At 62.7% G+C, this 15,400-nt stretch carries 11 protein-coding genes; 1 reads left to right on the forward strand and 10 read right to left on the reverse strand.

Annotated features, from left to right (window positions below; genetic code table 11):
• Window positions 1-77 precede the first annotated feature (77 nt).
• The 4 genes from glmM to P0D96_RS39170 all read right to left on the reverse strand — a co-directional run bounded on the left by glmM (window position 78) and on the right by P0D96_RS39170 (window position 5,188).
• The gene (glmM, locus tag P0D96_RS39155) at window positions 78-1,436 is read right to left on the reverse strand and encodes a phosphoglucosamine mutase (RefSeq protein WP_408181736.1); all 1,359 of its coding nucleotides are present in this window, start codon (window positions 1,434-1,436) and stop codon (window positions 78-80) included.
• A gap of 27 nt (window positions 1,437-1,463) precedes the next feature.
• Entirely contained in the window at window positions 1,464-2,276 is an 813-nt protein-coding gene (folP, locus tag P0D96_RS39160; RefSeq protein WP_408319200.1) for a dihydropteroate synthase, read from the reverse strand.
• Window positions 2,277-2,446: 170 nt separating this feature from the next.
• Window positions 2,447-4,336, reverse strand: coding sequence for an ATP-dependent zinc metalloprotease FtsH (ftsH, locus tag P0D96_RS39165; RefSeq protein WP_006051983.1), 1,890 nt, complete (start codon window positions 4,334-4,336; stop codon window positions 2,447-2,449).
• Window positions 4,337-4,525: 189 nt separating this feature from the next.
• The gene (locus P0D96_RS39170) at window positions 4,526-5,188 is read right to left on the reverse strand and encodes an RlmE family RNA methyltransferase (RefSeq protein ID WP_132373611.1); all 663 of its coding nucleotides are present in this window, start codon (window positions 5,186-5,188) and stop codon (window positions 4,526-4,528) included.
• A gap of 184 nt (window positions 5,189-5,372) precedes the next feature.
• Between P0D96_RS39170 and P0D96_RS39175 the strand changes: the two genes are divergently transcribed.
• Window positions 5,373-5,900: a YhbY family RNA-binding protein gene (locus tag P0D96_RS39175; RefSeq protein WP_012433844.1), complete on the forward strand. Its 528-nt coding sequence runs from the start codon at window positions 5,373-5,375 to the stop codon at window positions 5,898-5,900.
• A 139-nt stretch (window positions 5,901-6,039) separates the two neighbouring features.
• Here P0D96_RS39175 and P0D96_RS39180 read toward each other — a convergent pair whose 3' ends face one another.
• From P0D96_RS39180 to P0D96_RS39205, 6 genes are all read right to left on the reverse strand, one after another.
• Window positions 6,040-6,549 (reverse strand): DUF4149 domain-containing protein, encoded by a 510-nt coding sequence (locus P0D96_RS39180; protein ID WP_408181734.1) that lies wholly within the window; start codon window positions 6,547-6,549, stop codon window positions 6,040-6,042.
• Between the two features lie 20 nt (window positions 6,550-6,569).
• Window positions 6,570-7,046, reverse strand: a complete 477-nt coding sequence (greA, locus tag P0D96_RS39185) for a transcription elongation factor GreA (RefSeq protein ID WP_012433846.1) — start codon at window positions 7,044-7,046, stop codon at window positions 6,570-6,572.
• Window positions 7,047-7,197: 151 nt separating this feature from the next.
• Window positions 7,198-10,452, reverse strand: coding sequence for a carbamoyl-phosphate synthase large subunit (gene carB, locus P0D96_RS39190; RefSeq protein ID WP_342961240.1), 3,255 nt, complete (start codon window positions 10,450-10,452; stop codon window positions 7,198-7,200).
• A gap of 180 nt (window positions 10,453-10,632) precedes the next feature.
• Complete coding sequence (gene carA, locus P0D96_RS39195; RefSeq protein WP_132373609.1) at window positions 10,633-11,787, reverse strand: glutamine-hydrolyzing carbamoyl-phosphate synthase small subunit; 1,155 nt, start codon at window positions 11,785-11,787, stop codon at window positions 10,633-10,635.
• Window positions 11,788-12,226: 439 nt separating this feature from the next.
• Window positions 12,227-13,468: an MFS transporter gene (locus P0D96_RS39200; RefSeq protein ID WP_408181733.1), complete on the reverse strand. Its 1,242-nt coding sequence runs from the start codon at window positions 13,466-13,468 to the stop codon at window positions 12,227-12,229.
• 210 nt (window positions 13,469-13,678) lie between these two features.
• A complete protein-coding gene (locus P0D96_RS39205; protein ID WP_408181732.1) occupies window positions 13,679-15,373 on the reverse strand; it encodes a transglycosylase SLT domain-containing protein in 1,695 nt (564 codons plus the stop codon).
• Window positions 15,374-15,400 lie beyond the last annotated feature (27 nt).

Genomic DNA, 15,400 nt, shown 5'->3' on the forward strand with positions numbered 1-15,400 from the left:
GGCGGGCCGGGGGGGGGGGTGGGGGGGGGGGGCCCCCCCCCCCCCCCCCCCCGCGCTGTGCCGCTAAAGAACGTGGCTTACGCCGTAGCCTCTTTCACCGCGTCGGCAATCGACTCCGCATGATGAAGCGCGTCGGCGACATTTTCCGCTTCGACCATCACGCGCAGCACCGGCTCCGTGCCGGACGCGCGGATCAGCACGCGGCCGCGGCCGTTCAGCGCGCTCTCGGCCTTGGCGATGGCACGGCGGATCACGTCGCTGCTCTTCCAGTCCGCGTCGGGCTTCATGCGCACGTTGATCAGCTTCTGCGGGAACAGCGTGACGCCGTCGAGCAGGTCGGCGAGCGATTTTTCGCTGCGTTTCATGGCCGCGAGCACCAGCAACGCGGACACGATGCCGTCGCCCGTGGAATGGCGGTCGAGTGAAAGAATATGGCCGGAGCCTTCGGCGCCGAGTTGCCAGCCGTGTTCGCGCAACTGCTCGAGCACGTAGCGGTCGCCGACCGCCGCGCGGACGAACTTCACGCCGGCTTCCTGCAGCGCCACTTCCACCGCCATATTCGTCATCAAGGTGCCGACCGCGCCTTCCACCTTGCCGTCGGTCGCAACACGATCCTTGACCAGGACGTACAGCAGTTCGTCGCCGTTATAGAGGCGCCCTGCCGAATCGACCACCTGCAGACGGTCAGCGTCGCCATCGAGCGCTATGCCCAAGTCCGCATGATTCGCGCGCACAGCGCGCACCAGTGCATCCGGTGCGGTCGCGCCGACACCGTCGTTGATGTTGAAGCCGTTCGGCGCGACGCCGATCGGAATCACTTCGGCGCCGAGTTCGTGGAACACATGCGGCGCGACGTCATACGCGGCGCCATGCGCGCAGTCGACCACCAGTTTTAGACCGCGCAGATCGAACGCAGCGGGAAACGTGCTCTTGCAGAACTCGATGTAGCGGCCCGCCGCGTCGTCGAGACGCCGCGCCTTGCCGAGTTGCTCGGACGCGGCACAGGCGAGCGGCAAATCGAGTTGCTCTTCGATCAGCGCTTCCACTTCGTCCGGCAGCTTGTTGCCGTCGGCGGAGAAAAATTTGATGCCGTTGTCGTAGTACGGGTTGTGCGATGCGCTGATGACCACGCCCGCGGCGAGCCGCAACGCGCGCGTCAGATAGGCGATGCCGGGGGTCGGCATCGGGCCGGCCAGCATCACATCCACACCGGCCGCGGAGAAACCCGATTCGAGCGCGGCTTCGAGCATGTAGCCCGACACCCGCGTGTCTTTACCGATCAACACAGTTGGCCGCGTGCCTGTCCTCGCCCAGCGGTCCGCGCCTGCCAATACCTTGCCGGCCGCGTAGCCGAGCCGCAATACAAACTCCGGCGTGATAGGCCCTTCGCCGACTTTGCCCCGAATGCCGTCCGTTCCGAAATAACGACGTGCCATGTTTTATCTTCCTCCTTGGCTGTGGGTTCAACCGCGCGCGCGGCTGTGCTTCGCCGCGTCGCGCATGGCTGCCCATACTTTCAATGCATCTACTGTTTGCGCGACGTCGTGCACGCGCAGAATCGCAGCGCCCCGTTCAGCGGCGCACACCGCCGCCGCAATACTGCCCGCGACGCGGTCCGGCGCCGGGCGTCCCACCACCGCGCCGACCATTGACTTGCGCGACATGCCGGCAAGAATCGGGTACGGCGGCTCCGCTCGCGGCGCCGTTTCCGGCAAGTGTGCAAGCAGCGCGTAATTATGCTCGACTACGGCCTTGCCGAAGCCGAAACCTGGGTCCACGCTGATACGAGCACGCGCGATGCCCGCACGCTTCAGCGCCGCGACACGCACCTCGAGAAAATCCCGAACCTCGCTCACTACATCATCATAGACGGGCTCGCCGAGCTGCATGGTCTGCGGCTCGCCAAGCATGTGCATGACGCACAGGCCGCATTCACTGGCGCGCACCGCGTCGATTGCGCCGGGCATCCGGAAGCCCCAGATGTCGTTGATCAGATCCGCCCCCGCAGCCAACGTGTGGCGCATCACTTCGGGCTTGTAGGTGTCGATCGACAACGGTACATTCGCGCCGCGCAGTTGTTCGACGAGCGGGATCACCCGCTCCAGCTCTTCGTCGAGCGGCACCGGGGGCGCACCGGGACGCGTCGATTCGCCGCCGATATCGATGATGTCCGCGCCGTCGAGCATCATGCGCTCGGCCTGGCGCAACGCATCGCCGCGCATCGCGTACTTGCCGCCGTCGGAAAAAGAATCGGGCGTGACGTTCAGAATGCCCATGACCAACGGGCGTTCAAAGGTCAGCTTGAAGCGGCCGCATTGCAGCGGCTCGGGAATAGGCAAAGAAGGGAATTCGACTTTCGACACGTGGTGGTGCTTCACGCAAAACGGATAAATGCAAAACGGGCCGGTGTGAAACACACCGGCCCGCACTTTCTACTGGTCGCCTATCAGGCCGGCGCGGTCGCGCTGCCCGGCTTGACCTCGGTGCCCGGGCTGCCGCCCGACGAGGCGTCGCTTGCCGACGGCGGCGAGCTCTTCGGCGAACGCGGCGGACGGCCTGCCATGATGTCGTTGATCTGATCGGCGTCGATCGTTTCCCACTCCATCAGTGCGGCCGTCATCGCTTCGACCTTGTCGCGGTTCTCGTCCAGCAGACGCTTCGCGAGGTTGTATTGCTCATCCAGCACGCGGCGAATTTCTGCGTCGACCTTCTGCTGCGTCGCTTCCGAAATGGTGCGCGTGAAACCGCGCCCAAACGGCGTGGCGTCGTTTTCGTCGTCGACGTAGACCATCGGTCCGAGTGCGTCAGTCATACCGAAGCGAGCCACCATGGCACGCGCCGTTTGCGTCGCCTTGTTGAAGTCGTCCGATGCGCCGGTGCTGATCAGGTTCAGGAACAGCTCTTCCGCGACGCGGCCACCGAACAGGATCGCGAGACGATCCAGCAGGTAGTCCTTCGAATACGTTTCGTTGTCATGCTCCGGCAACTGCCACGTCACGCCCAGCGCACGGCCACGCGGAATGATCGTGACCTTGTGCACCGGATCGGCCTTCGGCAACAGCTTGGCGATCACCGCATGGCCCGATTCGTGGTACGCCGTGGCGCGCTTCGATTCTTCGCGGATCACGGCCGACTTGCGCTCCGGACCCATGAAGATCTTGTCCTTCGCGTCTTCGAAGTCCGTCATTTCGACGATGCGCTTGCCGCGGCGTGCCGCGAACAGAGCCGCTTCGTTCACGAGGTTCGCGAGGTCGGCGCCCGAGAAGCCCGGCGTGCCGCGTGCGATCACCGCCGCGTCGACGTCGTTCGAAATCGGCACCTTGCGCAGGTGAACCTTCATGATGTGCTCACGGCCGCGAATATCCGGCAGACCGACGTACACCTGACGGTCGAAACGGCCCGGACGCAGCAGCGCCTTGTCGAGCACGTCCGAACGGTTCGTTGCAGCGATCACGATCACGCCCGAGTTCGCTTCGAAGCCGTCCATCTCGACCAGCATCTGGTTCAAGGTCTGTTCGCGTTCGTCGTTACCGCCGCCCATGCCGGCGCCACGGTGACGGCCGACCGCGTCGATTTCGTCGATGAACACGATGCACGGTGCGTGCTTCTTGGCCTGCTCGAACATGTCGCGCACACGCGCCGCGCCGACACCGACGAACATTTCCACGAAGTCCGAACCCGAGATGCTGAAGAACGGCACTTTCGCTTCACCCGCGATAGCACGCGCGAGCAGCGTCTTACCGGTTCCCGGCGGACCGACCAGCAGCACGCCGCGTGGAATGCGGCCACCCAGCTTCTGGAATTTCTGCGGATCGCGCAGGAAGTCGACCAGTTCGGAGACTTCTTCCTTGGCTTCGTCGCAACCGGCGACGTCGGTGAAATTGATTGCGTTGTTGTTTTCGTCGATCAGACGTGCACGGGATTTACCGAACGAGAACGCACCACCTTTCCCGCCCCCCTGCATCTGTCGCATCATGTAGAACCAGAAACCGATGATCAGGATCGTCGGCCCGAGGTAGTACAGCGCGGACACCAGCGCATTGGGTTCGTCATCAGCCTTGCCGCTCACCTGAACGCCATACTTCATCAGATCGCCGACCATCCAGATGTCGCCGGGCGACACGATCTGGTACTTCTGGCCGTCTGCTGGAGTGACCGTGAGGTTCCGCCCCTGGACAATGACGTTCTTGACTTTGCCGTTCTTCGCGTCGTCCATGAACTGCGAATAGGAAACGCCTTCCTGGACACGGGGCTTGTCGAACTGCTTGAACACCGTAAACAGCACCAGTGCGATAACCAGCCACACTGCTGCTTTCGAAAACATATTGTTGTTCAAAGCACCACTCCTTCACTTAGACGGGCGCCTACATTTGCCTTGCGGCACCACGAAAGCATTCTAATCCAGTCCGCAGACCCCTGCCATAAGGTTTCACTACCACAGAAATAGCGCAGCGGGCCATTGCTCCACCCATTTCCGGGGCCGTGATCGCATTATCGGCAGATGCGGAACCGTCCTGCAGCGCCCCTATGCGGGCCGCTTGAGATGCTTACCCAAAATAAATGTTTCTGACGACTTGTCCCGCGACGCTTTCGGCTTGCGGGCCGCCACCACCTTGAACTGATGCTTGAACTTTTCGACAATCTGGCTGTAACCGCTGCCGTGAAAGCATTTGACTAAAAGGGCACCATCCGACTTCAGGTGATTTTGTGAGAATTCCAGCGCGAGATCGCATAAATGCTCGATTCGCGCCGCATCCGCCACCGCCACTCCCGACAGGTTGGGCGCCATATCCGAAATTACAAGATCAACCTGGCGTTCTCCGACCAATTCTTCGAGTTGGCCCAGCACGGTGTCTTCACGAAAATCGCCCTGAATGAACGTGACGTCGGCGATCGGCTCCATGGGGAGGATATCCAGTGCGATGATCGTGCCGTCGATGCCCCCTTCGCGCTCGGCGTCGCGCTGCGAACCCTTTGCGAGCTTGTTACGCGCGTACTGACTCCAACTGCCCGGCACCGAGCCAAGGTCGACGATGACCTGCCCCGGACGGATCAGCTTGTCCTGCTCGTCGATCTCCTTGAGCTTGTAGGCCGCGCGGGCACGATAGCCCTCCCGCTGCGCCATTTTTACGTACGGGTCGTTGATGTGATCATGCAACCACGCCGTGTTGAACTTGTTTTTTGCCATTAAGCGTTGAACTCTTGCTGCGTTATGACACGCTTTAGGGGATAATACGCGGTTAATTCGCGCGGACACCGCCAAAAACTGGCAGTCATCCGCGATTCTGTTGTTCTGACGCGCCGCCCTGCGCAATTGGCCGAATCTCTCGGAAATGCAGGTGCCGCCATTTTAGTCGAGTCTCCCACTTTCCATGCCCGCCCTCAAAGTCTCTTCCGACCAACGCGCCGAGTTGCGCTCCCAGGCACATGCGCTCAAACCGGTCGTGCTCGTCGGCGCCGAAGGCTTGACCGACGCTGTGCTCTCCGAGATCAAGGTCCACCTTGGTGCTCATCAGCTCATCAAAATCCGCGTGTTCGGCGACGAACGCGAAGAGCGCATCGCGATCTATGAAGAAATCTGCGACAAGCTGAACGCCGCGCCGATCCAGCATATCGGCAAGCTGCTGGTGATCTGGAAGCCGGAAGCCGCGCAGCCGGCGGTGAAGACCAAACGCGGCGCGCTGCCGAGCGCTCGCGAAGCCGCCGTGGAAGCCAAACCGGGTAAAGGCCGCGCGCCACGCGTGGTGACGGTCGTGAAGCCCAGCGAAATCCCGATGCGCAAACCCAAGGCCAAAGCGGTCGTGGTACGCGGCAATGAACGCGTGACGCAAGGCGGCAATATCAAGCGCGCCAAGAAGCGCCAGACCAGCGCGAAGCGCTCGCATCAGTCGTCGAAATAAGCGAATGATGAGAGGTGCGGGCGGCGTCCGCACCTTGACGTGGGCTACGTGATCAAGACCCGAAAGCCCAACGTTGCCTATCAAGCTCGCTGCGTCAGCTTGCACGCTCAGGCGCCGCAAAGCAGTTCAGCGGATTGCCTCAGCCGGCGACCTTCCCCGCCGTGCCGCGAGCACCCTGCTCCGCCGGCACAACGCCTGCGCCGGCAGGCAGTTTCCACACCAGCGCCACGCCCAGCAGGCTTTCGATCAGATAGAACAGACTCGAGACGCCGTGCAGAATGCCGAAGCGTGTCGCATAAACCGAGTGTCCGACATCGCTGCCCGCTTCTAGCGCGGCAATGCGCATTGCATTCATAAACGGCTGCAACGCGAAGTAACCGACCAGCACGCACACCAGCATGCCGGCAATCAGCCAGCGCAAACGGCGATACGCATCGCTGCCGCGCCGAACCAGCACATTCGCGAGACCGAGCAGCAAAATGCCGCACACCGCACCCAGCACGCCTTCAATGCGAAACAGTTGCGCCGCCACCGCGCCCGCCGTCATCCGGTCGAGCGACGTGAACAGCACGGGTGCGACGGCATAGCCGATAGTCAGCAGACTACCGACCCACACCACCGTCAACAAACGGAAAAATCGATGCGGCATCTGGGACACCGGAACCGCCTTCAAACGTAGCTAACCGCGATGATTTCGTATTCGCGCACGCCGCCCGGTGCCTGCACCGATGCAACGTCGCCTTCCGACTTGCCGATCAGGGCGCGCGCGATCGGCGAACTGATCGAGATCAAACCATGGTCGATGTCCGCTTCGTCGTCGCCGACGATCTGATATTTGACGGACGCACCCGAGTCCAGATCTTCCAGTTCCACCGTCGCGCCGAACACCACGCGACCGTCCGCTTCCACCGCCGCCGGGTCGATCACCTGCGCGCCGGCCAGCTTTGATTCGATTTCAGCAATCCGGCCTTCGATAAAGCCCTGCTTTTCCTTCGCCGCGTCGTATTCCGCGTTTTCCGACAGATCGCCCTGGGCACGCGCTTCCGCGATCGAATTGATCACCGAAGGACGCTCAACCGATTTCAGGCGCTGCAATTCATCGCGCAACATTTCCGCGCCGCGCTTCGTCAATGGAACAGTGCTCATAAACAACTCTATGCAAAAAACAGCCGTAAAAAAAATCACCGCGGTTAAGTGCATTCCGCCGGGGCCAGAGCGCTGAGCAAAGCTCGGCGCCAAGCACCTGCGGAACGCCGCTTAACCGCGGCACTTACATCTTGGACAGGTATTCGAAGCCTTAGTTTAGGCGAGCGTGGAGGCCTTGTAAATCATAGACTTCCAGGTCCTTCAAATAGCGCAAACCTTCGACGGCAGCACGCGCACCCGACATGGTCGTGTAGTACGTGACCTTGTTCGCCTGCGCGCTCATGCGGATCGAGCGCGAGTCGGCGATCGCGGCGCGGGTCTCGTCGACGGTCGTGAAGACCAGCGCGATTTCGCCGTTCTTGATCATGTCGACGATGTGCGGACGGCCATCCTTCACCTTGTTGACGACCTTCACCGGCACGCCGGCCGCTTCGATCGCGGCGGCCGTGCCCTTGGTCGCAACGATCGGATAGCCGAGTTCGTGCAGCATGCGCGCGACTTCGACGGCCTTCGGCTTGTCCGCGTCCATCACGGTCAACAGCACCGTGCCCGACTCCGGCAGACGCGAACCCGCCGCGAGTTGCGACTTGAACAGCGCTTCGCCGAACGTCTCGCCCACGCCCATCACTTCGCCGGTCGAACGCATTTCCGGTCCGAGCACCGGATCGACTGCGGGGAACTTGACGAACGGGAACACGGCTTCCTTCACGCTGAAATACGGCGGATCGATTTCCTTCGTCACGCCTTGCTGCGCGAGCGTCTGACCGACCATCGCACGCGCCGCGATCTTCGCGAGCGGCAGGCTCGTCGCCTTCGACACGTACGGCACCGTGCGCGAGGCGCGCGGATTCACTTCGAGCACGTAGATCACGTCTTCTTTCGAGCCGTCTGCCTGCGGCACCTGCTGAATCGCGAACTGCACGTTCATCAGGCCGATCACGTTCAGCGCTTTCGCCATCGCGCCGGTCTGGCGCTTCAACTCGGCCACGGTTTCCTTCGACAGCGAATACGGCGGCAGCGAGCACGCCGAGTCGCCCGAGTGCACACCGGCCTGTTCGATGTGTTCCATCACGCCGCCGATGAACACGGCTTCGCCGTCGGAGATGCAATCCACGTCGCATTCGATCGCGTCGTTCAGGAAGCGGTCGAGCAGCACCGGCGAATCGTTCGACACCTTCACGGCCTCGCGCATATAGCGCTCGAGGTCGCGCGGCTCGTGGACGATTTCCATCGCGCGGCCGCCGAGCACATACGACGGACGCACCACCAGCGGATAGCCGATTTCGTCGGCGAGCTTGAGCGCTTCGTCTTCGGCGCGCGCGGTGCGGTTCGGCGGCTGACGCAGGCCGAGGTCTTGTAGCAGCTTCTGGAAACGCTCGCGGTCTTCGGCGGCGTCGATCATGTCAGGCGACGTGCCGACGATCGGCACACCGTTCGCTTCGAGATCGAGCGCGAGCTTCAGCGGCGTCTGGCCGCCGTATTGCACGATCACGCCGACCGGCTTTTCCTTGTCGACGATTTCGAGCACGTCTTCGAGCGTCAGCGATTCGAAGTACAGACGATCGGACGTATCGTAGTCGGTCGAAACGGTTTCAGGGTTGCAGTTGACCATGATCGTTTCGTAGCCGTCTTCGCGCATGGCGAGCGCGGCGTGCACGCAGCAGTAGTCGAACTCGATGCCCTGGCCGATCCGGTTCGGGCCGCCGCCCAGCACCATGATCTTCTTGTTGTTGGTCGGGTTCGCCTCGCACTCTTCCTCGTAGGTCGAGTACATGTAGGCGGTTTTCGTGGCGAACTCGGCCGCGCAGGTGTCGACGCGCTTGTACACCGGGCGCACGTTCAACTCGATACGGCGTTGACGCACTTCCGCAGGCTTCGCGCCGAGCAGCCTGGCAAGACGGCGATCCGAGAAGCCGCTTTGCTTCAGATACTTCAGCTCTTCCTTCGAGAGGCTCGCGAGCGTGCGGCCTGCCAGCGCCTTTTCCTTCAGGATGATCTGTTCGATCTGCGCGAGGAACCACGGGTCGATCGAGGTTTCTTCGAAAATCTCTTCGGCCGTCATGCCGACACGGAACGCGTCGCCCACGTACCAGATGCGATCCGGACCGGCTTCGCCGATCTCGCGGATGATCTCGTCGCGGTTATCGGTCTTTTCGTCCAGACCGTCGACGCCGACTTCCAGACCGCGCAGCGCCTTCTGGAACGACTCCTGGAAGGTGCGGCCAATCGCCATCACTTCGCCGACCGACTTCATCTGCGTGGTCAGGCGTGAATCGGCTTCGCGGAATTTTTCGAACGCGAAACGCGGAATCTTGGTGACGACGTAGTCGATGGTCGGCTCGAACGATGCCGGCGTTTGACCGCCGGTGATTTCGTTCTTCAACTCATCCAGCGTATAGCCGACGGCGAGCTTGGCCGCGACCTTGGCGATCGGGAAACCGGTTGCCTTCGACGCCAATGCCGACGAGCGCGACACGCGCGGGTTCATTTCGATCACGATCATCCGGCCGTCTTTCGGATTGATCGAGAACTGCACGTTCGAACCGCCGGTATCGACGCCGATCTCGCGCAGCACCGCGAGCGATGCGTTACGCAGGACCTGATATTCCTTGTCGGTGAGCGTTTGCGCCGGCGCGACGGTGATCGAGTCGCCGGTGTGGATGCCCATCGGGTCCAGGTTTTCGATCGAGCAAACGATGATGCAGTTGTCCTTCTTGTCGCGGACCACTTCCATCTCGTACTCTTTCCAGCCGAGCAGCGACTCTTCGATCAGCAACTCGCGCGTGGGCGACAGATCGAGACCGCGCTTGCAGATCTCTTCGAACTCGTCGCGGTTATACGCGATGCCGCCGCCCGAACCGCCCAGCGTGAACGACGGACGGATCACGACCGGATAGCCGCCGCTGCCCGTTTGCGCAGCGATCTCGGCCTGCACCTGGAGCGCTTCTTCCATGGAATGCGCGGTGCCCGATTTGGCCGAACCGAGGCCGATCTTGGTCATCGCGTCCTTGAACTTCTGGCGGTCTTCCGCCTTGTCGATCGCTTCCGGCGATGCGCCGATCAGCTCGACCTTGTACTTCTCCAACACGCCGTGCGCGTGCAGATCGAGCGCGCAGTTCAGCGCGGTCTGACCGCCCATCGTCGGCAGGATCGCGTCGGGGCGCTCCTTCGCGATGATGCGCTCGACCACTTCCCACGTGATCGGCTCGATGTAGGTCACGTCGGCCGTGTTTGGGTCGGTCATGATCGTCGCCGGATTGCTGTTGACGAGAATGACCTTGTAGCCTTCCTCACGCAGCGCCTTGCATGCCTGCGCGCCCGAGTAATCGAACTCGCACGCCTGGCCGATGATGATCGGACCCGCGCCGATGATGAGGATGCTCTTGATGTCTGTCCGCTTGGGCATAACGCTCTCGCTAATGTATTCCTGAATTCTTTCCGTCGGCGCGCGTCGCTGTGACGTTGCGCGCGCTCTGCTCTGTCTGGTGCGGCTCGCCGCGCGTGCGCCGCTGTATGTCGCGTGTGCGTCGATGACGCGCACCGCAGCGCGGCGCGAGCCGCGCGCCTCCGAGACTTGTATGCCGCTTTATGCCGCTGCGGTCTTGCCGGCCTTCTTCGTATCCATCAACGCCGTGAAGCGATCGAACAGATAGGCGATGTCATGCGGACCTGGCGATGCTTCCGGGTGACCCTGGAAGCAGAACGCCGGCTTGTCGGTCAGCGCGAAGCCCTGCAGCGTGCCGTCGAACAGCGAGACGTGCGTGGCGCGGGCGTTGGCGGGCAGCGTGTCGGCATCGACCGCGAAACCGTGGTTCTGCGACGTGATCACCACGCGGCCGTCGTCCAGATCTTTCACCGGATGGTTCGCGCCGTGGTGGCCGGTCTTCATCTTCATGGTTTTGGCGCCGACCGCGAGGCCCATGATCTGATGGCCGAGACAGATGCCGAAGGTCGGAATGCCGCGCTCGATCAGCTCCTTCGTGGCGCGAATCGCGTAGTCGCACGGTTCCGGGTCGCCCGGGCCGTTCGACAGGAAGATGCCGTCCGGATTGAGCGCGAGCGCGTCAGCGGCGCTGGCTTGCGCCGGCAGCACGGTGACGTGGCAGCCGCGTTCGGCCAGCATGCGCAGGATGTTGTATTTGACGCCGTAGTCGAACGCCACCACGCGATACTTCGGCGCCTTCTGCGTGCCGTAGCCTTCACCCAGACGCCATTCGGTCTGGGTCCACTCGTAGGTTTCCTTCGTCGACACGACCTTCGCCAGGTCCATGCCCGAGAGGCCCGGGAACGAGCGTGCGAGTTCGATGGCCTTGGCTTCGTCGTCCGAACCGGCGAGGATCGCGCCGTTCTGCGCGCCCTTATCGCGCAGAACGCGCGTCAGCATGCGGGTGTCGAGACCGGCGATGGCGACCACGCCTTCGTCCTGCAGATATTGCGAGAGCGTGCGCTCCATGCGGAAGTTCGACGCGAGAACCGGCAGATCGCGAATGATCAGGCCGGCGGCATGGACTTTCGTAGCTTCAACGTCTTCGGCGTTCACGCCGACGTTACCGATATGCGGATACGTGAGGGTCACGATCTGGCGCGCGTAGCTCGGGTCAGTCAGGATTTCCTGATAGCCGGTGATAGCGGTGTTGAACACGACTTCGCCGATGGTGTGCCCGGGGGCGCCGATCGAGTAACCACGAAAGACCGTGCCGTCGGCGAGCGCGAGCAGAGCGGGAGAAAATGACGGCAACACGGGAGACTCCTTGGGGAACACCCTGTTGCCGACCTGTCTATCCGACTGCGAGCCGCAGCGAAACGCATCCGGGATGCGCGCGCAGACTCGCTCGCGAACTGCCGTTGACGTTGCAAGAGGCGCGATGGGTCCATTGTGTGGACGGATCGGCTGGGGGCGGGGCCCTGCTTGCTACGCCGGTGGCGCGCGGCGGATGAACGGTATGGGAGAGGTAGGCGCTAGGGTGCGGGTTGATAAGCTCAAACCTTGGAATTATAGCGTGAAACTACCCTTCCCTCCAAATCCGAGATGGCTTCGACTCGTGGGACGGCGCGGCTCGAAATCGCTCAAAGCCTTGCTGCGGCAGGGGCGGACGGCGCTCCGCGGCGTTTCCATGAGCGCCAATCGGGATAGTGCCGGCAGATGGGGCGCGACCGACGAAGCGGCGCACCGGCCGGGCTCAAGCGTCCTGTTCGGCGGGGATTTCGGCCGGACGAACCAGCTTGCGGCCCGGCAATATGTACCAGATCGCGCTCAACACCTGCAGCGCGACCAGAATGCCCCACGCGGTCAGATGCGCGGCCGCCGGATAATGGCCGCCGCTCGCCGGCCAACGCGACAGCACCGCGCCGACGCCGATCTGAAAGCCGAAAATCAGCAGGAAGATGATTAACGTCAGTGTGGTATTCACGCGGCCGATCATCTGCGCCGGGAAGTGCCGGGTCATGACCGCGTAGCTGAGAATGCCAGTGCCGCCGAAAATCCCGTACGCCGCCCATAACAGACTCGCGGGCAGCGGCGCCTTGAACATGATCAGCAACTGCGTCAGAACGTACAGCGCCATGCCGATGCCGCAAAACGCATGGAGTGAGATGCCGCGCCGCTCGAGACTGCGCGCCGCCGCGCCGAAGCCCACGCAACCGGCCATCATCGCGAAACCGAGAATCGACACGAGCGCGGCGGCCTCGCGCGGCTCGAAGCCTTGCACGTCACGCAGCCACGCGCCGACCCAAAGCGACTGCATCGCGTAAAAGACGCCTTGCGTGACGACCGAGAACGACGCGACTTTCCAGAACGCCGCACTGCGCAGGATATGCAGCGTGCCTTTGAACTGGGCGCCGATACTGGCCTGGTGATGGGCTTCCTTCGTGTCCGGCGCGAGCGTCCACTGCGCCAACGCGACCAGCACGGTCAGCAAACCCAGTCCGATGCAGACCACGCGCCAGCTTGCGAACGTCAGGACCCACGTCAGCGGCGAGCCAACCATCACGCCGCCGAAGCCGCCGATCGCCATCACCAGACCGTTCATCAATGGCAGGCGCGCCGCGGCGAAGTGCTGCGCCAATGCCTTGAACGCGGCGCCAAGACAGACAGAAACGCCGACGCCGATCAGCAGTCGCCCCACCATCATCATGCCGACGCTATGCGCGGCGCCGAACACCCAGATGCCGAGCGCCGCAAACAGCAGCGTGACGGCCGTGACTCGTCGCGCGCCGTAGTGGTCCAGCAGCACGCCGGCCGGAATCTGGGCGCCCGCGAAACCGAGGAAATAAAGACTGGTGAGCAAGCCCAAATCCGCAGCCGACAAACCCAGATCGTGCGTTATGAACGGCGCAAAGCCGAGATTGACGCCGCGGAACACGTAGGAAACGAAATACCCGGCGGAGAACAGCAAAAAGACGCGCAACTGGGTCGACGACATGAGCTTTGAATTAGGCGGCTGGCCGAATGGGTTTGGGCGAAGCACGAAAGATAAAGGAAAAGCGCTCGCTTTGCGCGAAATGATCTGCACAATGAAAAACGCCGTCACCACAGGTGACGGCGTTGGAAAAAGCACGGTGCGTGATCGGAGCGCAATTCATGCGCTGCCCCCGCAACGCATGTGGTCACTACCGTGTGAGCCGCTATTGGTCTACTTACCCTTCTTCGCGTTGGCCACGGTCTTCGGGCGGCTCTCTGCCGCAGCCTTCGACGCCTTGCTGGACGTGGAAGCCGACACCTTGGTCACCTTGCCCTTATTGGCGCCGGATGCCGTCGGCTTGCTGACCTTGCCTACCGGATCGGAGACTTTCACCACCTCTGTCCGGCCACGACCCTTCTTCTTATCGTAGCGCGAATCACTGCGCGTGTCTGCGACGCGGGTGCCGATCTTCTCGACTCCGCCGCCTTGCACGTCGGTCGCGATGCGCTCCGGACCCGGCTCGCTCGGCATCGCCTTGCCGACCGGCACGTGCAGCACGATTACCTGGCCGCGCGACACGCTGTCGCGATGCGTGCGGTTCCATGCCTTCAACTGGCCGACCGACACGCCGTAGCGCACGGCGATGGCGGCCATCGACTGATTACGGCGCACGCGGATCAGCATCTTGCGCGTATCGGGGACGTCGGGCTCCATCGCCAGCACGGCGCTTTCAGCCACGTCTGCGCTGATGTCTTCGTCGTCGTCCGAACCGCGCGGCACCACGATTGTGGAGCCGGGTTTCAAACGCATGCCGACCGGAATCTTGTTCACTTCCATCAGCGTGTCGGCATCGACACTGATCTTCTGCGCGATCGCCGCGGGTGTCGCGCGTTCGGTGACCGTGTACGTGGTCCACGACGACAGCGAGCCGGAGTACGTCTTCAGATTGCGCTCGAAGGCGCTGGCGTTGTCGAACGGCAGCAGGATCTGCGGCTGCGTCGCGCCGAGAATCACCGGCTTCCTGAACGACGGGTTCAGCGAGCGGAATTCGTCTGCGGACAGATTCGAGAGCTTGGCAGCCATGTCCACGTCGATGTCGTGCGAGGTGGTCACCGTCACGAAATACGGGTGGTTCGGAATGGACGGCAGCGTGAGCCCGTACATCTGCGGGTTCATCACGATGTTCTTCACCGCCTGCAGTTTCGGCACGTAGTTGCGCGTCTCGTTCGGCATGCGCAGGCTCAGATAGTCGGTGGGCAAGCCCGCCGCTTCGTTGCGCGCAATCGCGCGCTGCACGTTGCCCTCGCCCCAGTTGTACGCCGCGAGAGCCAACTGCCAGTCGCCGAACATGTCATGCAGACGCGACAGATAGTCGAGCGCGGCGCTGGTCGAGGCCAGCACGTCGCGGCGCTCGTCCTGCCACATGTTCTGCTTGAGGTTGTAGGTGCGGCCCGTGCCCGGCATGAACTGCCACATGCCGGCCGCCTTCGCCACCGACAAAGCCTGCGGGCTATACGCCGATTCGATGAACGGCAGCAACGCGAGCTCGGTCGGCATATGGCGCGCCTCGAGCTCTTCGACGATGTGGTACAGGTACTTCTGCGAGCGCTCGGTCATGCGCTGCACGTAATCGGGACGCTGCGCATACCAGTTGACCTGCATGTCGACGAGGTCGGTTTGCAGGTCCGGCATCTGGAAACCACGGCGAATACGGCCCCACAGGTCGGCGTCGGCGCTCGTCAACTGAGTGACGGAGCCCTGGTCGACGTTGATCGTCTCTTTGGCGGTGGCTGTCTTGCGAAGGGCGTCGGCTACGGCTTGCTGACTGGCGGGGCTTGTTGCGGTGTTCGGAATACTCGTCGTCGGTCCCTGGCTCGCGCAAGCGGCGAGCGTCAGGACCAGCAACGCACTAAAGATAAATCGCATGAACGTCTCGGCTTCCACAAGGGCTGG

Source organism: Paraburkholderia sp. RL17-347-BIC-D (genome assembly GCF_046027915.1).
Lineage (GTDB): Bacteria > Pseudomonadota > Gammaproteobacteria > Burkholderiales > Burkholderiaceae > Paraburkholderia.

Coding starts and splice junctions, on each gene's coding strand:
- glmM (WP_408181736.1), bottom strand. CDS start 1,436: ATGGCACGTCGTTATTTCGGAACGGACGGCATTCGGGGCAAAGTCGGC.
- folP (WP_408319200.1), bottom strand. CDS start 2,276: ATGGGCATTCTGAACGTCACGCCCGATTCTTTTTCCGACGGCGGCAAG.
- P0D96_RS39170 (WP_132373611.1), bottom strand. CDS start 5,188: ATGGCAAAAAACAAGTTCAACACGGCGTGGTTGCATGATCACATCAAC.
- P0D96_RS39175 (WP_012433844.1), top strand. CDS start 5,373: ATGCCCGCCCTCAAAGTCTCTTCCGACCAACGCGCCGAGTTGCGCTCC.
- P0D96_RS39180 (WP_408181734.1), bottom strand. CDS start 6,549: ATGCCGCATCGATTTTTCCGTTTGTTGACGGTGGTGTGGGTCGGTAGT.
- greA (WP_012433846.1), bottom strand. CDS start 7,046: ATGAGCACTGTTCCATTGACGAAGCGCGGCGCGGAAATGTTGCGCGAT.
- carB (WP_342961240.1), bottom strand. CDS start 10,452: ATGCCCAAGCGGACAGACATCAAGAGCATCCTCATCATCGGCGCGGGT.
- P0D96_RS39200 (WP_408181733.1), bottom strand. CDS start 13,468: ATGTCGTCGACCCAGTTGCGCGTCTTTTTGCTGTTCTCCGCCGGGTAT.
- P0D96_RS39205 (WP_408181732.1), bottom strand. CDS start 15,373: ATGCGATTTATCTTTAGTGCGTTGCTGGTCCTGACGCTCGCCGCTTGC.